The 25678-nt window shown below is 35.1% G+C and carries 18 protein-coding genes; 15 read left to right on the top strand and 3 right to left on the bottom strand.

What is annotated here, in order from left to right; genetic code table 11:
- Window positions 1-67: 67 nt before the first annotated feature.
- Window positions 68-493, top strand: a complete 426-nt coding sequence (locus tag AC07N0_RS15015; protein ID WP_492799064.1) for a DUF8785 domain-containing protein — start codon at window positions 68-70, stop codon at window positions 491-493.
- Window positions 494-533: 40 nt separating this feature from the next.
- Here the strand turns inward: AC07N0_RS15015 and mdh are convergent, their stop codons facing one another.
- On the bottom strand, window positions 534-1472 hold the full coding sequence (mdh, locus tag AC07N0_RS15010) for a malate dehydrogenase (protein WP_492799063.1): 939 nt from the start codon (window positions 1470-1472) through the stop codon (window positions 534-536).
- Between the two features lie 192 nt (window positions 1473-1664).
- Between mdh and AC07N0_RS15005 the strand changes: the two genes are divergently transcribed.
- The 14 genes from AC07N0_RS15005 (at window position 1665) to AC07N0_RS14940 (ending at window position 21254) form a co-directional block, all read left to right on the top strand.
- Complete coding sequence (locus tag AC07N0_RS15005) at window positions 1665-2102, top strand: YkvA family protein (RefSeq protein WP_492799062.1); 438 nt, start codon at window positions 1665-1667, stop codon at window positions 2100-2102.
- Window positions 2103-2208: 106 nt separating this feature from the next.
- The gene (locus tag AC07N0_RS15000; protein ID WP_492799061.1) at window positions 2209-2412 is read left to right on the top strand and encodes a Sec-independent protein translocase subunit TatA/TatB; all 204 of its coding nucleotides are present in this window, start codon (window positions 2209-2211) and stop codon (window positions 2410-2412) included.
- 284 nt (window positions 2413-2696) lie between these two features.
- Window positions 2697-4115 carry an Asp-tRNA(Asn)/Glu-tRNA(Gln) amidotransferase subunit GatA gene (gene gatA / locus AC07N0_RS14995; protein ID WP_494589805.1) on the top strand — a complete coding sequence of 473 codons (1419 nt, stop codon included), beginning with the start codon at window positions 2697-2699 and terminating at the stop codon, window positions 4113-4115.
- Window positions 4116-4402: 287 nt separating this feature from the next.
- Window positions 4403-5950: a lytic transglycosylase domain-containing protein gene (locus AC07N0_RS14990; protein ID WP_494589804.1), complete on the top strand. Its 1548-nt coding sequence runs from the start codon at window positions 4403-4405 to the stop codon at window positions 5948-5950.
- Between the two features lie 156 nt (window positions 5951-6106).
- Window positions 6107-6700: a Holliday junction branch migration protein RuvA gene (gene ruvA, locus AC07N0_RS14985; protein WP_323249965.1), complete on the top strand. Its 594-nt coding sequence runs from the start codon at window positions 6107-6109 to the stop codon at window positions 6698-6700.
- A 246-nt stretch (window positions 6701-6946) separates the two neighbouring features.
- On the top strand, window positions 6947-14230 hold the full coding sequence (gene sov, locus AC07N0_RS14980; protein ID WP_494589803.1) for a T9SS outer membrane translocon Sov/SprA: 7284 nt from the start codon (window positions 6947-6949) through the stop codon (window positions 14228-14230).
- 91 nt (window positions 14231-14321) lie between these two features.
- Window positions 14322-14702: a glycine cleavage system protein GcvH gene (gene gcvH, locus AC07N0_RS14975; RefSeq protein ID WP_492799057.1), complete on the top strand. Its 381-nt coding sequence runs from the start codon at window positions 14322-14324 to the stop codon at window positions 14700-14702.
- A gap of 114 nt (window positions 14703-14816) precedes the next feature.
- Entirely contained in the window at window positions 14817-16085 is a 1269-nt protein-coding gene (locus AC07N0_RS14970; protein WP_492799056.1) for a dihydroorotase, read from the top strand.
- A gap of 114 nt (window positions 16086-16199) precedes the next feature.
- Window positions 16200-16751: a DUF4199 domain-containing protein gene (locus AC07N0_RS14965; RefSeq protein ID WP_494589802.1), complete on the top strand. Its 552-nt coding sequence runs from the start codon at window positions 16200-16202 to the stop codon at window positions 16749-16751.
- Between the two features lie 3 nt (window positions 16752-16754).
- A complete protein-coding gene (locus AC07N0_RS14960; protein ID WP_492799054.1) occupies window positions 16755-17288 on the top strand; it encodes a DUF4199 domain-containing protein in 534 nt (177 codons plus the stop codon).
- Window positions 17289-17424: 136 nt separating this feature from the next.
- Entirely contained in the window at window positions 17425-18147 is a 723-nt protein-coding gene (gene gldF / locus AC07N0_RS14955; RefSeq protein ID WP_492799053.1) for a gliding motility-associated ABC transporter permease subunit GldF, read from the top strand.
- Between the two features lie 272 nt (window positions 18148-18419).
- Window positions 18420-18722: a DUF4286 family protein gene (locus AC07N0_RS14950; RefSeq protein ID WP_494589801.1), complete on the top strand. Its 303-nt coding sequence runs from the start codon at window positions 18420-18422 to the stop codon at window positions 18720-18722.
- Window positions 18723-18807: 85 nt separating this feature from the next.
- Window positions 18808-19683: a hypothetical protein gene (locus AC07N0_RS14945; protein WP_494589800.1), complete on the top strand. Its 876-nt coding sequence runs from the start codon at window positions 18808-18810 to the stop codon at window positions 19681-19683.
- Window positions 19684-19781: 98 nt separating this feature from the next.
- Entirely contained in the window at window positions 19782-21254 is a 1473-nt protein-coding gene (locus AC07N0_RS14940) for a Gfo/Idh/MocA family protein (protein ID WP_492799051.1), read from the top strand.
- A gap of 280 nt (window positions 21255-21534) precedes the next feature.
- Here AC07N0_RS14940 and AC07N0_RS14935 read toward each other — a convergent pair whose 3' ends face one another.
- Window positions 21535-22824 carry a M28 family metallopeptidase gene (locus tag AC07N0_RS14935; RefSeq protein WP_494589799.1) on the bottom strand — a complete coding sequence of 430 codons (1290 nt, stop codon included), beginning with the start codon at window positions 22822-22824 and terminating at the stop codon, window positions 21535-21537.
- Between the two features lie 163 nt (window positions 22825-22987).
- On the bottom strand, window positions 22988-25663 hold the full coding sequence (locus AC07N0_RS14930) for an outer membrane beta-barrel protein (RefSeq protein WP_494589798.1): 2676 nt from the start codon (window positions 25661-25663) through the stop codon (window positions 22988-22990).
- Window positions 25664-25678 lie beyond the last annotated feature (15 nt).

Here is a 25678-nt window from a genome sequence, read left to right as displayed (position 1 = left end):
AATGAAAGAATTGAATATCTTTGTGTGTATTCAATTCTTTTTTTTATACATCTAAACACGTTTTATTATGGCATTCAATGAACGAATGAATTCAGCAAAACAGGCAACGATGGTTTTCTTTAGAAGACTATTCATTGGCGTATTAACGCTTGCTGTGGTTGTACTAATGTTTAGTTTTTTATTGACGAGAGTTGCTTATTCTGAAGGTGAAAGAGCAGGAGTTATTTCAAAGTTTTCTAAGAAAGGAGTCGTTTTCAAGACTTACGAAGGAGAACTCAATGAAGGAGCTCAAGGGCAAATGGGCAATATGGTCAATAGACTATGGGCATTTACAGTAGATGCTGACGACCCAACAATTATTAAAAAATTAGAAGATGCGATGCTGACTGGCAGAAGAATCCGTGTACATTATGAACAACGGTATATGAAGTTTTCGTGGATGGGTGATACAGAATATTTTGTTGACAAAGTAGATGAAGCACCCTTGAAATAAATAGTGAATAGCTTTAAAGCTATTCACTATTCTTAGTAAACTACAAATCTAACGTAGATAATACGTTATTCATATTACGAACAGCATCTGCTGATTTAGCAAACAAAGCTTGTTCTGCATCATTTAATTTATAATCAAGGATTTTCTCCCATCCTGTTTTTCCTAATACTACAGGAACGCCTAGACAAATATCTGATTGTCCATACTCTCCTTCTAAGAAAACAGAACAAGGAATTACACGTTTTTCATCACGAATGATTGATTCAACCACTGATAAACTTGCAGCACCTGGTGCATACCAAGCCGAAGTGCCTAATAAGCCTGTTAGTGTAGCACCACCAACCATCGTATCAGCAGCCACTTTGTTCAACGTAGCTTCGTCTAAATAATCAGCAACAGGTGTTCCGTTCCAAGTAGCTAAACGCGTAAGTGGAATCATTGTAGTATCACCATGTCCGCCAATTACTGAACCATGTAAATCGTTTGGTGATACATTCATCGCCAAAGATAAATAGCATTTAAAACGTGCAGAATCTAGCGCTCCACCCATACCGATAATACGGTTTTTAGGTAAGCCCGAAGCTTTTAATGCCAAGTAAGTCATCGTATCCATCGGATTAGATACAATCACAAAAATAGCCTCAGGAGAATACTTAAGGATATTATCAACTACTGATTTTACAATACCTGCATTTACTCCTATTAGTTCTTCACGAGTCATCCCTGGCTTGCGTGGAAGTCCCGAAGTAATCACAACGACATCAGAATTAGCCGTTTTAGAATAATCGTTAGTAACACCCGTTAGTTTAGTATCCCACCCTAAGATTGCAGCAGTTTGAAACATATCTAGGGCTTTACCTTCAGCAAAGCCTTCCTTAATGTCAAGCAATACTACTTCCGATGCTAATTCTTTACGGGCAATGTTATCAGCAGTGGTTGCTCCCACCGCTCCTGCACCTACGACAGTTATTTTTGACATAATCGATTGTAAATTAATTGTTTTAGTAAATACGTTTATAATCTAACGCAAATGTAACCCATTTGCTTATTCACTAACGGTTTATTAAGTATTTTTTGTAGAATTCTTAGTAAAAGTTTGGTAAATTGTATATTTGCTACGTTATATAGATATGTTCATTCATCGAATCATCAAAATTTAATATCATAAAATATGAATAATGAAGACTTAGTAGGCAGAGTTTTGAAATCGACATTCTTTAGAGCTGCTACGAAAAAGGCTGGGAAATACGCTGGGACTGGTTTGGCTGTCCTAGAATTATTAAGAGAAGCACTCATCAAAGCCAGAGATATTGCTAGTAAAGAAAATAAAGGCGTAGGACAAGTACTTGCAGAGCGCATCACAACGTTAAGTAGAATGGTAAAAGCTTATGCTACGGGCCAATACAGAATCATCCCGTGGGCTAGTATCCTAAAAATTATTGCTAGCTTAATTTATTTTATCTCTCCGTTCGACTTAATCCCAGACTTCCTACCTTTTATAGGGTTATCTGATGATTTGGCTTTAGTGATGTGGTTATTTAACTCTTTGAAAGAAGATGTAGATAATTTTATTGCATGGGAAAAAGGAGAATTATTACCACAAAAATAGGTTTGCAAGGCTCTGTATGCTTTTGTAGAGAAAGAAAAACTAAATGGTAAAAACTAAAATCTAAAATCATTGCTTATCTTTACGCAAATATTTAATAACTAAGGACATGGAACTTACTTCAATTTATCTAATTTTCAACATGGGCGGTCCAGAATTAATTTTGGTGGGTTTAGCAGTGTTGTTATTTTTCGGCGGTAAAAAATTACCAGAATTAATGAAAGGCTTGGGAAAAGGCATCAAAGAATTCAAAGAAGCACAAAAGGACGTAACTGACCAAATTACAAAAGGCTTAGAAGACGATACAAAATAGTATTAAAGGATTTTAGCAAAAGCATAGTTGAGGTGATTTTATTATCTCAGCTATGCTTTTGTTTTGTTAATAGATAGGTTTCAATCATAAAACTATCTAATTAAGTTCAATAGCAAGTAACAAGGGTTTCAAACAAGTAGTAAAGTATAAACAACTGACGTTATCATTCCGATTAAATCACTGAAAAACAGCTTTTTAACCACAAACACGGTAGTAAATAATTCATTACTCAACATTCACAACTCTTAACCACGCTATTGTAATTACACTAAATTAAACCATTCATGAAAGTATATTCAACCTTAAAAGATATCCAAGCAGACCTTTACGCAGGTAGTATTACCTGTAGACAGTTAGTAGAGTTCTATTTGAAAAATATTGAGGAGAAGAACAACACATTAAATGCTTTTTTATCTGTTTTTGACCAAGAAGCCTTGGAAAAAGCAGACCAAATTGATGCCAAAATTAAAGCAGGAACAGCCAAGAAATTAGCAGGAATGGTTTTGGGTATCAAAGATTTACTTTGCTATAAAGACCATACGTCACAAGCAGGCAGTAAGATTTTAGATGGATTTGAATCCCAGTTTACAGCTACTGCTGTTCAAAGAGTGATAGATGAAGATGCCATTATCATAGGAAGACAGAATTGTGATGAGTTTGGGATGGGTTCTACTAACGAAAACTCTGCTTTTGGTCCATGTTTAAATGCAGTTGGTGAAAACCGAGTAGCAGGTGGTTCATCAGGGGGATCGGCTGTCGCTGTGCAAGCAGATATGTGTTTGGCTTCGTTAGGAACAGATACGGGTGGCTCGGTTAGAATGCCCGCAGGATTTTGTGGTTTAGTAGGTTTAAAACCTACTTATACAAGGGTTTCTCGTTGGGGATTAATTGCCTATGCTTCTTCATTCGATTGTATTGGTCCGATTACAAAATCAGTGCAAGATGCTGCCATCTTATTAGAAGTAATAGCGGGGAAAGATGAACAAGATAGTACAGTTTCAAACGAAGATGTTGTACCTTATTCTACCTTTCAAACTGAGAAAAAAACGTATAAAGTTGGCTATTTGAAAGAAGCAGTAGAAAGCGAGGGCTTACAGCCAGAAGTAAAAGCAGCGACGTTAGCCAAATTAGATTATTTAAAAGCAAAGGGATATCAGGTGGAGGCCGTAGAATTCCCGTTGATTAAATATTTTTTACCAACTTATTACACATTAACGACTGCAGAAGCTAGCTCAAACCTATCAAGATTTGACGGCGTTCGTTACGGACATAGAAGTCCAGAAGCAGTAGACTTAATATCACTTTACAAAAAATCAAGATTTGAAGGTTTTGGTAAAGAGGTTCGTAAAAGAATTATGCTGGGTACTTTTGTATTGAGTGCAAGTTATTATGATGCATATTACACGAAAGCACAAAAAATAAGAAGATTAATTAAAGAATATACAGATACTTTATTGACTGAATATGACTTTTTAATTTGCCCTACTACGCCAACAACGGCCTATAAATTAGGAGAAAAAACAGCCGACCCTATCCAAATGTATTTGGGTGATTTGTTTACAGTACAAGCAAATGTGGTTGGTTTACCTGCTATTTCTATTCCTAACGGAGTAGATAACGAGGGAATGCCAATAGGGTTTCAGATTATGGCTGGGGCTTTTGAAGAAGCTGAATTATTAGCTTTTGCCAAGGAAATAGCATAAGATATTTATTCTTTTTAATATTATCACAAAAAAAGTATCGCTTACAAACCTTTACAAATAAGGATAGGCGGTACATTTTTTTTTGCTAAAATTGAGTCCTCTAAGTAGCTTTGTAGTGATAAGAATGTTTTTCTCAGAACAAAGAACATTGCTCAATTCTTATAATATGTCAACACCTTCTTTCATAAACACAATAAATCATTCGTTTTTTTAGTTTAAAACATTTAGCTTTGTAATTGTATTTTTTTGTGTTAACCCTTAATTAAAGATAGACCAATCCTTACTGTATGACACTCGCCACTTTTAGAACATTATGTATCGGTTGTTTACTTTCAGTAAGCACATTTACAAATGCCCAAATAACAGCAGGTCCAGACCAGCAAACTGTTACAACTGATACCGCTACGGTAACAATCCAACAAATTACAGCCCCAGAGCCTACGTGGCTTATCGACCCTAAAATGGTTGAACCTAGGCTAAAAGCTTTAGAAAAAGAAATTCCTCTTACATATAATTCTGTAACCCACCAATTTGTCGAATACTTTGCCTACCGCAAACCTTCATTCACAAAAACCATGCTTGAAAGAAATGGGGTATTTTTTCCTCTTTATGAGAAATACTTGAAAAAGTATGGTCTTCCAGATGAGTTAAAATATCTTTCATTGATTGAATCAGGCTTAAACCCTAAGGTTATTTCCAGAGCAGGTGCTGGTGGTCTTTGGCAATTTATGCCTAAAACAGCTCGATTGGACTTTGGTTTAAAAATGGATGAGTATGTTGACGAGCGTTTTGACCCAGAAAAAGCTACTGAGGCTGCTTGTAAGTATATGCGTCAGCTTTATAATATCTTTGGCGATTGGCATTTGGTATTAGCTGCCTACAATACTGGCCCAGGCAATGTGCGTAGAGCTATTCGTAAATGTGGTGGTGGACAAACATTTTGGGCTATTTACAATTGCTTACCGCGTGAAACTAGGGCGTATGTTCCCCAATACATTGGTATTCTTTATATGATGCACCATGCAGATTCGCATGACATTTATGCTGAAAATATTGAAACGGCTACTCCTCATGATACTATCCTTGTTAATTCATATATCGATTTAGATAAATTAGCAACACTTAGTAACATTTCTTTAGAGCAAATTCAAAAAATGAACCCTCAGATTTTGACGCATATTTTGCCTGCTCGCACCCGTAATTTCCAGCTACGATTGCCTAAAGAAGAAATGGCATTTTTCAGAGAAAACCGTAAATCAATTCTTGATTCTGCTACGAAAATGCCTTCATCACTTATTGAGAAAGCAATGCAAAACCCTGGGGTGGTATTGGCTAGTACCACTAAAACCGAAGATACTACCAGTGCTTTCCAACAAACTTTGGCATCTATTCCTACTGAAAACAGAACGGTATTTACCAGACAGGAAATCGTAGAGGATGACATGGAAGATGTGGTAATTAATAAAAAGCCAAAGAAAGTTACTTATACTGTTAAGAAAAAAGATAATCTAACCCAAATAGCAGATCATTTTAACGTAGATGTCTATGACCTTAAGCACTGGAACCATCTTGACAACTCAACGATTCAGCCAGGGCAGAAATTGACTATCTTCAAAGAGTCTGCGGTTTCGAGTACGGTAAAGTATGCTCGTACAAGTACAAAAGAGAAAGAGAGTGTAAACAAAGGCAAAGTGCGTTTTCATAATGTACAAGACGGCGACACCCTTTGGAATATATCACAACGTTACGGAGGAATTTCAATTGATAAATTGAAAAAATTGAATGGAATCAAAAGTAATGTTGTAAAAGCAGGCATGAAACTAAGAGTTTCTTAGTAATTTAAAAATACCAAGATATTTAAAAGTCCGCATGACATTTGAGTTATGCGGACTTTTGCGTATTTTTGAAGTTATCAATTCCTTCATTTATGAATTGATTGAAGTATAGCAAAATTGCTTGCTTTGGCTTTTTACAATAATTCAATATATTAGATGATCGCCTACATTGACGGTAAATTAACATACAAAGACCCTGCTTACGTTATAATTGATGTAAACGGAGTTGGCTATGAAATTAAAATTTCGCTTCAAACCTATGGTGCCTTACAAGATGGCACAGAGCGTTGTAAACTATTCACCTATTTAAATATCCGAGAAGATGCCCACATTCTATATGGCTTTAAAGACCCTGAAGAAAAAATACTTTTCCTTGATTTACTAAGTGTATCAGGTATTGGCCCAAATACTGCTTTGGTCATGCTTTCTTCGATGTCGTCAGCAGAAATTCGCCATGCGTTAATCAACGAAGACGTTAAGACCATTCAAAGTATTAAAGGAATTGGTGCAAAAACAGCTCAAAGAGCCATTATCGAATTAAAGGATAAACTCAGAAAAGAGCAAATGTTAGGAACTGCTTCGCCTTCTATTTTCCCAACACAAAACAACAAAGTAAGGAACGAAGCTTTGGCTGCTTTGGTTACCTTAGGGATTCCTAAAAATGTTGCTGAAAAGAGTATCGATGTCATCTTGAAAAAAGAAGGAACAGATATTACGGTAGAGCAATTAATCAAAATGGCTTTACGATAGTCATTAAAGATTCGCTACAAACACTCAATACTTCAAAAATTAATCACATTAAGAAATATTGAGGGGCTATTTCTCGTTTGAAGTTCAGCAAGATGCTTTTATTTCTTTACCATAAAAATACTTGCTAAACTTACCTATTAAAAAATTAATACTATTTTAAGTTCATTTCGTAAAAACCTGGCTTTACTAACCTGTTTTTCACGAATTATTCTTAAAAATGCCACGTCAATTAAAATACCTTATTTTTTGAACATCAAGCTACTAACTGTGCAACGAAAAAAGTTTTACTTACTTTCTGGAGGGTTAATTTTGTCAGTTTTTGCTTCTCTTGCATGGGTTTCACCAATGCATGGTACCGCCTATTATCTGACCAAAAAAAATCCAAAAGGCATTCTTTCTTCTTACCTAGCTGATACCCTAAAAAAATCTGGGAGGCGCCCTCGTTTCAAATTAAAAGACCGTTACGCAAATCGCTTTACAGGAAAAACAGCAAGCTCACCCTTTATTCCGAAAGACTCCAAAGATTTAAATACTGAATTTAGGCTAGATTCATCAGGTAAAATTTCTGTGTATGAAAAGCTAAAAAGTCTTCCTGATAATACCCAATATCGCCCTGCCGAGCAGATTAGCATAAAGGATTATTCTAGATTACAAGAGGATAGATTTATGCGAGACTACTGGCGAAAGTATGCCGCTTCGCAAGATGGGAAGGATGACACCAAAGGCCGAGGCTTATTACCAAAAATAGAACTCCCTCCTGCTATCGACCGTATTTTTGGAGGAGCCCAAGTGGATTTCAAGCCAAACGGAAATGTTTTATTAGATATAGGTTACATTGGTCAATTTATCGATAATCCAGCTATACCTGTCCAGCAACGATACATTGGCAACTTAAATTTTACAGAACAAGCACAAGTAAACTTTCAGGGAAAGATAGGTGATAAATTAAATATTAATACCAATTTTGATACAAAGGCAAGTTTCAATTTTCAAAATCAACTAAAGTTAAATTGGAGAACAAATGAAGAAGACATTTTACAAAACATTGAAGTAGGTAATACATCGTGGCAATTAAATAGTCAACTCATTCCAGGGGTTCAAAACCTATTCGGATTAAAAACGTTAATGCGTTTTGGTAATTTGGATGTTACTACCGTATTAGCGCAACAGCGTTCAAAACAAGATTGTATCACCCTAAGAGGAGGAAGTCAAGGAAAAAACTTTGAAATCAAAGCGAGTGCTTATGATGAAAACAGGCACTTTTTCTTATCTACTTTCTTTAGGAATAATTATGAACGTTCACTTAAAAACCTCCCAATTATTACGTCGGGGGTTACTATTACACGGGTAGAAGTATACGTAACCAACAGAACTCAAAGCCCTGAAACACTCCGAAATTTAGTAGCATTTTCAGATTTGGGAGAAGCTACTCCTTATAATAAAACAAGTAAACATATTCAGCCTTTTAATGGAAGTACACAAACGCCTGTAGACAATGCCAACAATGGACTTTATGCAGCAGCCAGAGCAGATGCGGAAGTAAGAAAGGCAGACCAAGCAACTTTTCGGTTACAAAGTGAATTTGGATTGACCAAAGGCCCTGATTTTGACTTACTTCGTGGAGCGAAACGTTTATCGGACAGAGAATTCAAGTTTAGTCCAGAGCTTGGTTATATCTCATTGATTACGCCTCTTCGTAATGACGAAGTATTGGCAGTTTCATACGAATATACGTTGAATGGTCAAAGACACCAAGTGGGAGAACTTACTGAGGATTACCAAGACCAAGCAGACGATAAAGTATTGATTTTAAAAATGTTAAAATCATCTACTGTGCGTAACAATCTGGAGCATCCGATGTGGGATTTGATGATGAAAAACATTTATTCATTGAATACTCAGCAATTGGCAAAACAGGCGTTTCAACTAAGAGTGGTTTATAAAGATGACCAAACAGGCGTTGATAATCCGAATTTACAAGAAGGTAGAAAACTAAAGGATATTCCATTAATCAGGGTTTTGGGACTAGATAAGCTAAACCAAAATGGTGATGCGCAAGTGGATGGAAATTTTGACTTTGTAGAAGGGGTAACCATTGACAGTAAAAATGCTAAAGTAATATTTCCAGTATTGGAACCTTTCGGGTCAACTTTACAAAAACAATTTGATGTAGATGAGGTTCAGTTGGTCGATAAATACGTTTTTGATCGTTTATATAGAAGCACTCAAACCGATGCAGCACAATTGACCAGTAAGGATAAGTTTTTCTTAAAAGGAAGTTATCAATCTGCTGGTGGAGGGGATGTCTCTTTACCCATTGGTGTAGATGCCAAATCGGTACAAGTATCAGCGGGTGGCGTACCGTTAGCGGCTGGCACAGACTATATTGTTGAACCACAATCTGGTAGAGTAAGGATATTAAATGTAGGCGTTTCGAATTCAGGGCGAGAAATCAAAATCTGCTATGAAAAACCTGATTTGTTTAATAATCAAATTAGAACATTGCTAGGTGCACACTTAGATTATACCGTTGGACAAAACTTCCACTTGGGAGCTACTGTTCAGCACATGAAAGAGAGTCCTCCTAACTTCTTAACAAGGGTACAAATCGGGAACGAACCAGTTAATAATACCATTTTTGGTTTTGATGCAGCAATTCAACGTCCTTCAAAATTCTTAACGAAACTGATTGATGCCTTGCCTTTAATTTCGACCAAAGAAACATCTGGTATTGACTTCCAAGGTGAATTTGCACAACTTATTCCGTCTGTTAACAAAGATGTTCAAGGCAATGCTTTTATTGATGATTTTGAGGTAGCTAGAAATGTATTTAGCCTAAGTAACCAAGCAACGGCTTGGAAACCAGGTGCTACCCCTCTGATGTTTCCTCAAGGCTCGCCCAACAGCTTAGAGAGTGGCTTTAGAAGAGCCAAAATTTCAACTTATATTGCCGACTTTAGTTTATATGGAAACAATGGTTCAAATATCAATGTACCGGGGGTAAACTCAGAGGAATCTAATAAATATGCCTATGAAAGAGCTGTATCTATTACAAGTTTATTCCCAAATCGTCAGTTAGCGAACAACATCACAGGTATTCCATTAAGCGTATTAGATGTTTCTTATTTCCCTGCTGAAAGAGGGGTTTATAACTTCTCAACTAATCTGAACGACAGAGGTTTATTAAACAATCCAACACAAAATTTTGGAGCGATTACTCGTGCAATTACATCAGACACAGACTTTGATAATGCCAATATTGAAACCCTTGAATTTTGGATGATGAATCCATTAGTAGAAGGCGAAACGGGCGTAGTAAGGGCTACGGGTGATGCAGATACTGACCGTCAGAATAGCCAAAGACGTAATCAAACAGGAGGAAAATTAATTTTCAACTTAGGGGATATTTCAGAAGATTTTATTCCAGATGGATTCTCAAACTTTGAAAATGGCATTCCAGCAGGTGAAAAGATTGTGACGGGTACTTCATCAAATGTTGAAAGAACCATTTGGGGTTTAGCACCTAAACAACAGTTTGTAACCAATGCTTTCTCCAATAATAGCGATAGAAGTTTACAAGATATTGGGTTAGACGGTCTTCCGAACAAGGCTTCTGCTTCAACAGATGAATTTGATGAACAACGTTTTTTTAGTACTTATTTGAATGACGTTCGTGGAAAAGTAACTGACCAAACTGCCTTATTAGAATTTGAGAATGACCCTGCAGGTGATGACTTTGTGCATTATTTAAATGAAAAATACAATAACACGTCAAGTCTCATTGTTCGCTATAAGAATTATATGGGATTAGAGAACAACTCTCCTACTACAGCGGCAACAGCTAATACAAATTCTGGCTATACAGAGTCAAGTAATCAACAGCCTGATCGTGAGGATTTGAACAATGATAATACAGTAAACGATAACCAAGCTTATTACCAATACGAACTTGATATTAAACAAGAGAAAATGGTAGTAGGACAGAATTATATCGTTGACAAAATTACTGAAAATGGCGTTGATTGGTTTCTATTCAGAATCCCTATCAAAGACTATACGAGTAAAGTAGGAAATGTGAATGGTTTTAAATCAATGAGATTTATCCGTACTTTCCTGACAGGCTGGGAACAGCCAGTGGTTTTTCGTTTTGCGGCCTTCCAGCTTTCTGGTTTTCAATACCGTAAATATACAGGTGAACTTACGCCTAGAGGTTTACAGGATGTTCCAGAGCCTTATGATGCTAACTTTAGAATTACGACCGTCAACATTGAAGAAAACGGCCCTGCCAACAAAGGCACGAATACGGTTCCGTATGTAGTTCCTCCAGGGTTTGTTCGTGACAGAGACATTACTACGATTAGTAATGCTCAATTAAACGAACAGTCATTGAGCATGTGTGTTGATGGTTTGAGAGACGGTGATTCAAGAGCAGGTTTCAAAAATACTTTATTTGATTTTATCAATTACAAAAATTTGAAGATGTTTGTCCACATGGACAGCCCAAATAATGATGTTGAAAATAATGTATCTGCTTTCATCAGAATTGGTACAGACTTGACAGACAATTATTATGAAGTTGAAACGAAAGGATTAAAACAAACACATTATGCTACTTCGGTTACGTCTGAAGAAGTATGGCGAGAAGAAAATGAAATTGATATTCCTTTTGCTATTATCAAAAGTGTAAAAATAGAAAGAGATAGACTTGGTATTAGTTTGAATACTCCGTACCGTAAAGAAGTATTGGGGAATAATGGTCATACTTATTTTGTAACCGTTGTGGGTAGACCTGACCAAAGTGCCATCCTGACTACGATGATTGGTGTGAGAAACCCGAAATCGGCAGATGAACAGGCTAAAACTTTTTGTATCTGGGTAGATGAATTAAGGGCTTCTGGTTTTGACCAAACCTCGGGACAAGCAGCTATTGGGAAGTTAGGATTGAAATTGGCAGATTTTGCCAATGTAACGATGAGCGGTTCGTTCAAAAATTATGGCTTTGGTGGCGTACAATCTAAAATTTCTGAACGTGCCAGAGAAACTACTATTGAATATGGTATTGCCGCAAACATTAATGTTGACAAGCTTTTACCTGAAAAATGGGGTTTAAAAATTCCATTATATGTAAGTTACGATAAAAGAAATATCAGCCCAACCTTTAATCCATTAGACCCAGATATTTTACTGGACAGTACGCTTGCTAGTATCACTGACCCAGTAGAACGAGAGCGGTATCGTAGGATGGTACAGGATAATTCTGAGCGAAAAGGATTAAACCTTACCAACATTAGAAAGATAAAAACGAATCCGACTGCCAAGTCGCATGCTTGGGATGTTGAGAACCTTACATTTACCTATGCTTTTGCAGAATTAAAAAGAAGTAATACGACGATTGATGAATATAGACAAACATCACATCGTGGTGGTGTTACTTACACTTTTACGGGTAATCCGAAGTCGATTGAGCCATTTAAGGGAATGAAAAGTAATCATCCTCTATTGCGTTGGGTAAAAGATTTCAACCTCTCTCCTTTACCAAACTCTGTTACAATCAGAGCAGATATGGATAGAAGTTTTATCAAAACACAATTGCGGAATGCCGAAATAACACAGACAGGAAGTAGCGGCATACCGACACTGACGACAGATGGAGTTGCACCACTTTTTGAGAAATATTGGTTATTCAACCGCTATTATAACTTGGGTTGGAATTTAACTAAAAACGTTACTGTCAATTACAATGCTACAGCCAATGCTATCATTGACGAGCCGTATGGTGGCTTGGAGACGCAGAAAGATAGAGATTCAGTAGCGGCAAATTTAAGACGATTTGGTAGAACCAAAAATTATGACCAACAACTCAATACTGTTTGGAGATTACCTTTGAATAAATCGCCATTAACTGATTGGATGACTGCCGACTATAACCATCGCTTTGGTTATACTTATGCTGCCAATTCGTATAATATTAAAGATTCTCTGGATGTACCTTTTGGTAATATTATTAAAAACACCAGAAACCGAGGTATTACTGGTAAGATAGACTTGGTGGCACTGTATAACAGAATTAGAGCATTAAGAATAGCGAATCAGCCAAGGGTAGAACGTAAAAATATTGCCCGAAGCCCTGGTGACGATGAAGATATCATCAAGCCACAGGCAAATGTATTGAAAAGCATTACACGTTTATTGATGACTATCCGTGGTATTAACATCAATTACAACATTGATGAATCTACTACGCTTGCTGGTTTTATGCCAAATCCGGGTTTATTAGGAATGAACAATCAGAGTTCAGCTCCGGGAATAGGCTTTATTACTGGTAGCCAAGATGGTGATATTCGTTTTAGAGCTGCCGAAAATGGTTGGCTTACAAAAAGTACTGTTCAAAATGTGCCTTTTTTACAAACGAGGACACAGAATTTCACTTACAGAAGTGCCCTAGAACCTTTCAGAGATTTCAAAATACAGGTTGAAGGGAAATGGAGTAGGTCAGATAATTATCAAGAGTTCTTTAGACCTGCCACTGCTGGTGGAGAATTTCAAAGTCAAAGTCCAGTGCGTTCAGGAAATTACAGTATGTCGTTTTTATCGTTCCTGACCACCTTTGATAGTAATTCACCTGATAATAATTCTGTCATTTTTAACCGATTTAGAAGTTATCGTCAGACTATCTTGGATCGCCTCAATGGACAAAAACTAGGCACAGGAGAATACAATATCAATTCGCAAGATGTATTGATTCCAGCATTTTTTGCAGCATATAGCGGTGTTTCACCAAACAAGGTGAGCTTTTCTCCTTTTGTGAATTTGCCTCTTCCAAATTGGCGAGTTGACTACAATGGTTTAGCCAATATTGGTTGGTTCAAAAGAATGTTTTCTAATATTTCTATTACACATGCCTATACCTCCACTTATAGCGTAGGTAATTTTGTGTCATCATTAGAATATACAGACCCATTCCAGTTGAACTTGAATAATTTAATGTATCCACTTTCATCAAAAGTAAATCAAGATGGTACGTTGATTCCTGTATTTGTAATGAGTACGATAAAATTTGAAGAAAGATTTGCGCCATTTGTAGGCTTTAATGCCATTACAAAAAGTAAGATTTCCTTAAAAATTGAGTATAATCAAGATAGAAATGTAGGCTTGAACCTTGCTAATTCACAAGTAAATGAATTAACGAACAAAGATTTAACGGTTGGAATGGGCTTTACAAAAGCCAATATGCTTATTCCTTTCAGGGTGCAAGGCAGAAGAGTTCGCTTGCCTAATGATTTAAAGTTTAGTGCCAACTTAACTATTCGTGATACAAGAACGATACAAAGAAAATTGGATGCTGAAACAGTAGTAACTCAAGGATTTATGAATTTTCAATTCCGTCCACAAGCAAGTTATAATGTCAATAAAAGGCTTAGTGTGAATGTTTATTTTGATAAAATGTTTAATAATCCTTTTGTTTCAAACTCGTATTATCGTTCAACGATAGCGGCAGGTTTCCAAGTAAGATTTAGTTTATCAGAATAAATCATCAATAGTTTGCTTGAGAAGCTTTTTGAACTTTACTAATTTTAATTTAACTTGCGACCCAATTCAAAAATCAACAAAACCAACACAGATGAATTTTCCAGCAGAGCTTCGTTATACAAAAGAACACGAATGGGTGAAATTAGAAGGTGATATTGCTACAGTAGGTATCACAGATTTTGCACAAAGTGAATTAGGAGATATTGTATATGTAGAAATTGAAACAGCAGGACAAACCTTAGCACAAGACGAAATTTTTGGTTCGGTAGAAGCCGTTAAAACTGTTTCTGATTTATTTTTGCCAATTGCTGGCGAAATCTTAGAAGTCAACGAAGCATTAGTAAATGCTCCTGAATTAGTAAATTCTGACCCTTTCGGTGAAGGTTGGATGATTAAAATGAAAGTAGCTAACATTGCTGATGTTGAAGCCTTGATGGATACTGATTCTTACAAAGAACACGTTGGATATTAATCCAAAACAAATACTTTATAAAGCCCTGACAATCAGGGCTTTTTTTTGATGTACAAAGCCCAGTGTTAATCATATCTAACAATCTCTTTTTTCAACCTGTGGTAAAACATAAATATGAAAATTCTTATTCGTTCCGTTAAAATAATTTGTAAAAACAACGACCTGAACGGTCAGGTAAAAGATATTTTTGTCGAAAATGGTAGCATCCAAAAAATTGAGGACGAAATCGATTTGGATGCCGATGAAATTATTGAAGGTAAAGATATTTGCGTATCAATCGGCTGGTTCGATTTACGCGTACACCCTAAAGAACCAGGACACGAATATAAAGAGAGTTTTCAGTCGATGGAAGCTGCTGCCCTAGCGGGAGGTTTCTCTGAAATTGCTTTGTTGCCTAATACCAAGCCCGTAATTCAAACACGCGAAAGTGTGAATTATTTAAAACGAGCTGGAGAAAAAGTAAAGTTCCATCCAATGGCGGCTGTTACTTTAAAATGTGAAGGAAATGATTTTACTGAAATGATAGACCTTCATCATGCAGGAGCTATCGCCTTTACTGATGGTGAAAACCCTATTCAAAATCCAGATATTTTCTTAAAAACGTTACAGTATCTTTCTCAATTCGGTGGCGTATTAATCAATCGTCCAGAAGATACTAACCTTACTCATTTTGGTCAAATGCACGATGGCATGATGAGTACTTTTTTAGGAATGAAAGGAATGCCTCAAATGGCTGAAGAAATTATGCTAATGCGTGATTTGAAGTTGTTGGAATATGTATTGAATACTCCTTTTACCGACTTGCCTGTCGATAAAAGTGTATTACATTTCTCTGGTATATCTTCGGCAGAATCAGTAAATTTAATCAGAATGGGTAAAGATATTGGGCTTCCTATTACTTGTGATGTGTATGCCCATCAGCTTTGTTTTACTGAAAATGATTTGTCAGAATTCAACACTAATTTTAAAGTAAACCCTCCTTTCCGTACGCAAGAAGATGTCGATGCCCTTTGGGATGGTTTAGAAGATGGAACAATTGATGCTATCGTATCAGATCACAATCCACAAGACGAAGAATCTAAAAAATTAGAGTTTGATATGGCAGAATTTGGGGTGATTGGGCTAGAAACTCTTTTCGCTGCTATTAATACTTATAATGAAAAAATTTCATTGGAAGATTTAATAGAGAAAATCACTGTAAATCCACGACAAATTCTTCAACTTAGCGTACCAAAAATAGAAGTAGGCGAAAAAGCTAATCTGACTGTTTTCTCGGAAGACGAAGAATGGGTATATCGTGAGAAAAAAATTATCTCTGCCTCAAAAAATTCTCCATTTATTGGAAAAACATTGAGAGGGAAAGCGATAAAAGTAATTGTTTAGCTGTGAGCTATAAGCCTTGAGCAGTGAGCTTTAAGCTTTTTTAATTGTATTGTATAAAAACTCACAGCTTATAGCTCAAGGCTCACAGCTAAATATCATTTTACCAACAAAAGAATGTTTAATAAATCGTTTACAAAAACAATCATCATATACGGTATTATTGCAGGATTGCTGACTTTAGCTTATTGTTTTGTTTTAAAAAGTATAGGCCAGATTCCTTTAGATGGCAAAAAAGCACCTTCTTTATTATTTAGCATTGTAGTGATGATATTTGCGGTAAAAAACTATCGTAAACACAATCCAGATAGTACGCTACATTTCTGGGAAGGTTTTGCTGTGGCTAATCTTACTAACATTGTTGGAGCGTGCGTTAGTGCTTTAGGTCTTTATTTTTGGTTGAGTGCAGGTGGCAATACTATTCTAGCCGAATACATAGAACAAACAACAGCTATGCTTAAAATGCCAAAAGTAAGAAATGGATATATCCAAGAGATGGGAGTAGCATCATTCAATAGTATTTTGGAAGCTTTTAAGATTTTATCTCCTAAGGACATCGCCATTGACGAAATTATTGGTTTGAAAGGCAAAGTGCCACTCGGAGTACTCATTTCTATTATGATTTCTCTGTTTTTCAGACGTCAATATCAATATGTAAAAAAACCTTAAACAATGGAAAGCCAAACTACTACCACAAGAATTGCGCTAAAATGGGGAATTATCGCAGGGATTATCTCTATTATCCTATCAGTAGGCACTCAACTTTTAGGAGTAAAAAATAATCAAGATGTTTCTACAGGCTTCTTCTTATTTCTAATAGGATTGGCATTTACTTGTTTGATACAAGTGTTGGCAATGAATGATTACAAAAGTCAGAATAATGGCTTTATGGATTATAGTGAAGGCTTGGGAATAGGCTTACTTTCTGGCGTTATTTGGGGAGTTGTATCTGGGGGCTTTAATATTCTTTATTTAAAGTACATCGATAATTCTGAAATGATTAAACAAGCCAACCTAATGCGCCAAAAAATGGAAGAGCAAGGTGCTACAGATTCGCAGATGGAAATGAATGAAAAAATTATTGGTTATGCTACAGACCCAAGTATTGGTTTTATTTTCACCGTTATAGCGGGCTTTATTGGTGGCTTAATTGTGGCTTTGATTATCTCTGCAATTCTGAAAAAAGAAAAATCAATTTTTGAATAATGTTTTGTAAATAATTGAGTTAACTAAGAGTTGTGAATTAAAAATACTTTATGCATCCCTTTAATTCACACAATAACGTCGTTTATTTTACATTAGCTAAAAGCTAGCAAACTCAATTTCAAATTTTTAAATTATTATGTATCAAATCTTCAAAAAAGAAGTAAATACTTTCCTAAGCTCCATCGTCGGTTATATTGTTATTGGTGTATTTTTTACTGCAACTGGTTTATTCGTATGGTTTTTTAAGGACAATATTCTTGATTTTGGCTTTGCAGATTTATCATCTTTTTTTCAGATTGCTCCTTTTATCTTTTTATTTTTGATTCCCGCCACCACAATGCGAGCTTTTGCCGAGGAAGTAAAAACGGGTACGATAGAATTATTATTTACTAAGCCACTTTCTACTTGGCAAATTATTTTAGGTAAGTATTTCGCTAGCTGTTATTTAGTTTTGTTGGCGCTTTTGCCTACTACCTTATACTATTATTCTGTCTATCAACTAGGTAATCCACAAGGCAATGTCGATTCGGCTGCTGTGTTGAGTTCCTACTTAGGGCTTTTCTTTTTGGCTTGTGTTTTTGCGGCTATTGGTATTTTTACTTCTTCCCTAACAGATAATCAAGTAACAGCATTTATCTTAGCTTTTACGATTTGTTTAGTACTTTACTACGGAATAGGTCAACTGGCTCAGTTGCCTTTTTTAGGGGATTTTGGCTATATTTTCGCTCAAATAGGACTCGATTATCAGTATGATGCTCTTGGAAGAGGACTAATCGATTCTAGGAATGTTATCTATTTCATCTCTGTTATTTTCTTAGCACTTTGGGGAACAAAGATTAAATTATCGACTATTAGGTGAGTGTTTTCTTTTAGGACTTTAAGACTGAAATACGCTAGACACAAGATTTAGGAGTATAGGATTTGGGACTTTAGGACTGAAAAACACTAGACTAAATTTAGGAGTATAAGATTTAGGACATTGTAAATAAAAAGACACAAAACTAACTAAATCATAATTCGCTAACCTACAATTCAGTCATTATCAACTAAAAACAATCACTAAATCACAACTCACTAATTCACTAACTAAAACAAACCCACAACTCACTCATTCATTCACAATTATCTTTTATGTTATTTCATAATATTACATACAATATTGATATCAACTCGGAACAAGATTTTCTTGATTGGATGCGAGCCATTCATGTGCCGAAAGTAATGCTAACAGGCTTTCCTAAAAGCTACAAAATCTTGAAGTTATTGACTGAAATCGATAACGGTGGTGTAACATATTCTTTCCAATACGTTTTTGATAGTATAGAAGGGTTTGAAGTGTTTGAAAACGATTATTTAGATGATTTGAACGATGCTGTTGATAAACGCTATCGTGGAAAATACGTTTTCTTTCCTAGCCTACTACAAGAAATTTAATTATTGAATATTAGTTTATTCAAAATCATATTTACATTTAAAAAACCTCTGATAATACAATCAACCTCCTATTTCACTACAGCTAATGAAAAAAATATTACTCTTACTTTGCCTTCTTACAGTATGTTTTACGATTACTGCTCAAGATTATTACAAAACAGATACTACTAAAACGAAGCCAAATTCATATATTATTCGGCTAAAAGATGGTACACAATTATTAGGTAGAGTCATTGAACAGAATGCAGTACAAAGCAAAATTCAAACCGATAATTTAGGGTTAGTTACTGTCGATGTCGCTCAGATTGTAAGTATTGAATTGTACGATAAAAACAACCCTATCAGTAACAAACCTTATTATCCAAACCGTTTTGTTAATCGGCTGCTTGTTGCTCCTACTGGTTTTGCAATGGAAAAAGATGCTTTTGAATATCATAATATTCTATTCTATTATAGTGAATTCGCTGCTGCTTTAGGAGACAGAGTCAGTATAGGTTTTGGCTTTTTTACCATTGTTCCTACTCAATTCTATTCAATAAAAGCAAAAGTAAACATCATATCTAAAGAAAACTTTAATTTTTCGGTTACTGGAAATCACTTAGGAGGAAAAGAAATAGGTAATACTTCTATTATTATTCCTTCTTTTAGCTTTGGCAAAAAAGAGAGTTTTTTAAACGTTAGTCCAATATTTTTTACAGAAGATACGAACGGTGGTTTTGGGCTTTCAGTAGGATATATGAAAAAAGTTTCCCCTAATCTTACTTTTTTTACAGAAAACTTTTTTGCAGTTGGTAACCAAGTAAGTATTGACAATGGTTTTGTTATTTCTGGTGGTTTACGTTTTGATAGAGCAAGACATGCTTTTGATTTGAATATTCTTGTACCTGTCGGGATTACTGATACTGGCAATAATATTTTCTTAATTCCTAGTGTGGGCTATCATTTAAAACTAAGTAAATAATATATTTTTACTGACTATTTTATTATTAAATCAGGACAATTATTTGGGATAATAAACCTAATTTGTAGCATTATTCTAAAATAAATTCCAATTTAACTATGTCAGATTCTAAACAACAAAACTCTAGAAGAGATTTTCTTAAAACGAGTTCTTTGGCGTTGGGTAGCTTTTTTATTGTACCCCGTCATGTATTAGGCAAAGGCTATATTGCTCCTAGCGACAAACTCAATATTGCAGCCATCGGTGCAGGTGGTAAGGGGCAGTCCGATATTATTAATGCTTATAATAATGGGACTTCAAATATCGTAGCATTATGTGATGTAGATTGGGGCAGAACCAAAGGAACCTTCGAGAAATTTCCTAATGCCAAAAAATACCGTGATTTTAGGGTAATGTTACAAGAAATGTCTAAAGACATTGATGCTGTAACGATTTCAACTCCCGACCATTTCCATGCTTATGCAGCGATGCAATGTATGCAAATGGGTAAACACGTATATGTACAAAAACCATTAACACACAATATTGCAGAGGCTAGAATGCTGACTAAGGCTGCAAAAAAATATAAAGTAGTAACCCAAATGGGAAATCAGGGTTCGTCTAACCCTGCTCAGAATACAGCTATCAAATGGTTTGATGAAGGTAAAATTGGGAATGTTCACACTGTAAATATTTGGACAAACCGTCCAGTTTGGCCTCAAGGAATTCCTGTTCCCACAGACAAACCACCATTGATTGAATCGATGGCGCCAAAAGATTGGGATACTTGGGTTGGACCAGCACAGTGGGTTGATTATCATCCGCTTTATCACCCTTTCAAATGGCGTGGCTGGTGGAATTTTGGTACAGGAGCATTAGGTGACATTGGTTGCCACACAATTGACTCTGCTTTTAGAATTTTAGGCTTAGGCTATCCAACTGAAGTGGAATGTAGCGTAGGCGCCGTATTTATCAAAGATTGGACTCCTGAGTATATTCCTGAAGGTTGTCCACCTTCATCACACGTTGAAATTAAATTCCCTGCAACAAAGAAGAACAAATCAGCGATGAAAATGATTTGGATGGATGGTGGTATCAGACCAATGCACCCAGATTTGATTCCTGCTAACGAAGCCATTAGTAATGACGGTGGAGCAAATGGTATTATTCTTACGGGTACAAAAGGTATCATGACCATAGGTATGTATGGAAATGACCCTAAAATATATTTGAATTCAGGAGAAAAAATTGAAGCACCTAAAGTAGCCCAGACTGATGTAAAATCTTTACCTGAATATGGGCATCAAGTTAGTTGGACAGAAGCTTGTAAAGCGGGGTACGATAGTAAAGCGCATAAAGGATTGACATCTTCGTTTGATTATTCAGGGCCACTTACCGAAACGGTATTGATGGGAAATTTAGCGATTCGTAGTTATATGCTTCGTAAGAAAAACGAAAAAGGAAACTTTGATTTCTATGGAAGAAACAAATTAATTTGGAATGGTGGTGATATGAAAATCACCAACTTTGATGATGCCAACCAATTTGTTGGTCGCGAATATCGTGAAGGCTGGAAAATTGCAGATGTATAGTATTTAAATATGAGTCATCCCAATTTTTAAAATCATAAAAAAGCGGTCGAAAAACTAATTTCGACCGCTTTTTTATGATTGATGAACACCGAATTCCTACTGTTTGAGCAGAGCGAGACGGGTCGCCGTTGCGATTAGGAATTCTTGATTTTTTTACGGTCCGCCGTCGCGGTTACTTTTTGTATCAAGACAAAAAGTAAGGTCGAGTATAAATCCAAAAATCTTTGAAATTTTACAGATTTATGAGAAAATTCGGGATGACTCATGTTATTGACAAAAATTAATCTACCTCCGCTTTATTGACTCTTTTTGGAGTTACCTTTCCATCCACCATTGGCTTCGACCCTACCGCTATGGCTTTAATCATATTAGTCATGTGAGGCATGTCTAAACTTTCAAACTCATCATTAACAGAATGATATAATTTATCAATATCAATTTGGTCTGATGAAATAGAATGAGCAGGGACACCCAATCTTGCTAAAGTAGCGTTGTCTGAACGATAAAATAAGTTTTGCTCAGTGTATGGGTCAGGATGAAAACTATAACTTGTACCTTTTACGGCTTCTTGTAGGAATGTTCCAAAATCTGATCGTTCAAATCCTGTAATAAAAGCAGAATTAGCCCCAAATTTTGATGGTTTACCAATCATTTCAATATTAAACATCGCTACAATTTCATCAGGATTTAGTTGCTTTGAAAAATATTGTGAGCCATACCCACCAATTTCCTCTGCGGTAAAGCATACAAAAATTAGAGTACGTTCAGGTTTGCCTAATTTTTTATAATAATCAGCCAAAGTAACAACGGCAGTAGTACCAGATGCATCATCATCTGCTCCGTTAGCAATAGAATCTCCTTCAACGGCTTTTTGATAACCAAGGTGGTCGTAATGCCCCGAGAATACCAAATACTCATTTGCTCTTTTTCCAGGAATCGTTCCTGCCACATTCGCAAGTGGAAGCGTTTCTACACTATTTTTTAATGCTACGTTTATTGAACTCAATTGGGTAGAATCTGCTAAAACAAATAATTGTGATTCTCCTTTACCTACACTTTCGCTCATTGAGCCATTGCCTAAATAACGTTTGTAGTTAGCAAACATCTTTTGATGTTTAGGATTAACCAGTACAATAGCATCTAGGTTTTTCTTTTTGATTTCGCCATAAGCTTTTCTCAAATTATCATTTTCATTAACATAGAAAACGGATACTTTAGAGGGGTCTGTCCATGACAGAGATTCTTTAGCAGTTACAAAAAAGTATTTGTCATTTTCAAGGGTTGTATTATTCAAAGAAACAGCAGCTTGTTGTGGCTTCAGTGAATACATATTGAATTTTTGTTCAAATGAAGTAAGTCCAGTCAAAGGTTTTAATCCAATTCTCTTAAATTCATTTTGTAGGAATAGTGAAGCCTTTTCGATACCAGGCGTAAAAGTTCTTCTACCCATCATATCATCGGCACTAAGGGTTTTGATGATTCTCGCTACTTCATTCTCTTTAATTCCTGATTGTGCAAAACCATGAAAAGTAACAAATGATGTAAAGATTACTGTGAATATTTTTCTCATATTATCATTATTTTTTTACTACAAAAATAGTCTACTAGGCCATTAAATAAATTTATTGACCTAGTATTTCCTATAATTTTGATGAATGGACTTTATAAAAGAATGAATGGCTATAAAAAATAAGATTATTATCATCCATAAAAACAACTGAACTTATTACTATTTATTTCCCCCATTTGCTCAAATACAATGTTGCACCTAAAGAAAAATATCTTTGTAGAAAGTTTTTAGATTGCTCAGTAGTTTCGTTACCATTAGCAGAATAGCTGTAGGTAGGATTTTGATTGAAAACATTCATTAAACTTCCATTTAGCTTTACCTTATTATGCCATAAATAGCCCGAGACTGTTAAATCTAACACAGGAATAGTCCTAATATTTTTTTGAAAGAAGTTTTGAAAGACCGTCAAATTACTATTGATAAATAGTTTTTCAGTGAGTTGTGATTCTGCTCTAAAAGAAAATTCATTCCTAAAATTCCATTTTATATTATTTCCTAAATCATTTCCAAAAAGGTTTCCCTTCCAATCAAGTTTTAAAGAAGTAGTTCTAATTGGATTCCATTTTAGCGATAAGTTAGTATAATAATAGTACATTTTGATAGGGAGAGTATTATTATCTAAAACAGTATAGTTATTGATATTAGCAAGTGAATTGATAGTATACAAACTCCATTTAGGTTGATTAAACAAACTATACGAAGCCATAACTTGCCAATACGATGAAGCTAAATTCTTCTGGAGATAATAATTGTTAGTTGTTACACCTGTAAGGGACTGGCCACCAATAATATTGTTTGGAGTAAACTCATAATTCAAGTTTAATGATAATAGTTTTCCTGAAGCAGATGGAAAGTTTACATTTAGCTTAAAGGCATGTTTTTCCATGATGGATAAAGATGGATTTCCTAGCTGAATTGAGGTAACATTTGAACTATCTGGAATTGGAAATAATTGTTGAGTATCAGGATATTGATATTTTTTTTGGTATAAAACTGACACTTTCCCCTTTGGCAAAATATTATACTCAGCATAAATTTTAGGAATAAAAACCATTCGGTTATCTTCAATTATACTTTCTGGAAATTTCTTCGAAAAGTTTAAATATGTTAACCCTAAGCCAGAAGCTAACTGCCAGTGTCTTTTCTTATAAAGTAATACAGCTTGAGCACCTAATTCTGAACTGAGTACATCAAATTTTGGAATACTTGAAGAACTAAGTAAATTGTCAAAGGCATTGTTAGTTGTATTCCAATTGTATATCGATTGTTTATAGTACTTGTTATCAATTTTATTAAATATTTTTGTATCTAATAGCCATGTTCGTGATAAGGGCGAACTGTGCTGAAACTGAAAATCTATAAAGAGATTATTAAAGGGTTGATTACGAAGCTGATTGTTAGAATCTAATAATGATGCTGCTTGTTTAAGTATATTAGCATATTGAAAATCATTCTTCTTTTGCTCCCAATATCCAGCTAAATATAAAGATGACACTCTTCCGGGCTTCTGATGGCGGTGAATCAATTGTAATTGTTGATTGGCAATAAAATTATGTTGAGTCCAATAAGATTGATTATCAAAAATATTAAGATCATTTGCATCTATTGAAGAAACAGAAGATGTACTATTGTATTTACTAACTATTGTAGCATTAGTCCAACGATAACTTTGTAGCCACTTTAGGGTATTCTTAGTATCAATTTTCCAGTTCAACCCTACTGTATTAAGCCATTCAAAAGTTTTATATGTTCTGTTATCTGTACTATTCTTAAATAATTCCTTATCTGAAAAATAAAGAGATTTTGTATTTAACTCTCTATAATCTCTTTTATTTGCATCCAACACTGAAAAAGCAATCCAATCTTGGTTCTTAACCTTAAAACTATAATTTATACCAGTTGTCCTATTTGTATTAACACCATCATCATTTATTGAGGTTGGTAAATATTTGAATTTACTAGTCTCTGTGGCATAACCATCTATAAACTCTGTTAAAGAATATGCTCCATCTATTCTCTTAAAAAAACTACTCGCTAAACTAATGGAATTACCTATTGTTGCATTTTTTTGATTTAGATTATTGGCTGTACTAAAAAAACTCAAAAACTTATTAGGAGATATTCTATTAATTTTTATTACTCCGCTTTCTCTATCAAATGAGCCTGCTAGCGCTTCTACTTCACCATAAATACCTTTTTTTCTACCTTCTTTTAATCTGATATTTATTTCATTTCTTTGGTTATCAGCATTAGGTAGAATTTCTAAAGAAGAAACCATATCTGCTTTTAAAAGCATCAAAATAGTTTTAGGATTTCCACCAAATATGCTCATGCCCTCTATTGTAATATTGCTAATTGGTTTTCCAAACAAATAAATTTGCCCATTGGGAGTTATCATTCCTCCTGGGAGATTATTTATTAATTCTGTCGCATCACTTTGAGGTTTGGTAAAAATATTTTTAGCATTAATTACAAGTGTATCACCTTTCATCGTTATTAAAGGTGAAGCCTTTACCTCTACTTCTTGTAAAAGGATATTTTTCTCTTGAAGAATAATAATGAGTGGCTTACGTAGCGTATCTAAATTAAAAATTATTGATTCAGTTTTATAGCCAAGTGCCCTTACTTCTAGTGAGTGTTGACTTCTACCTAATATATTCAGGTTAATACAGGTATCTTTCGCTACAAAGGTCTTTGCTACTTTATTATTTAGCAAAATGGAACAAATAGCACTAGTTGGCTTTGGAGAAAAATGTAAACAAACAGAAAAGTTTTGAGCTTGAAGTTGATGTAAAGTTATAAATAGGAATAAACTTAAAATGGTTTTAATTTGTCGCATGTAGTTTTTATTAAA

The organism is Arcicella sp. GW821-FHT09D11, assembly GCF_059416265.1.
Note: the sequence above shows the minus strand (reverse complement) of the source record. Positions and strands in the feature narration are given on the sequence as shown.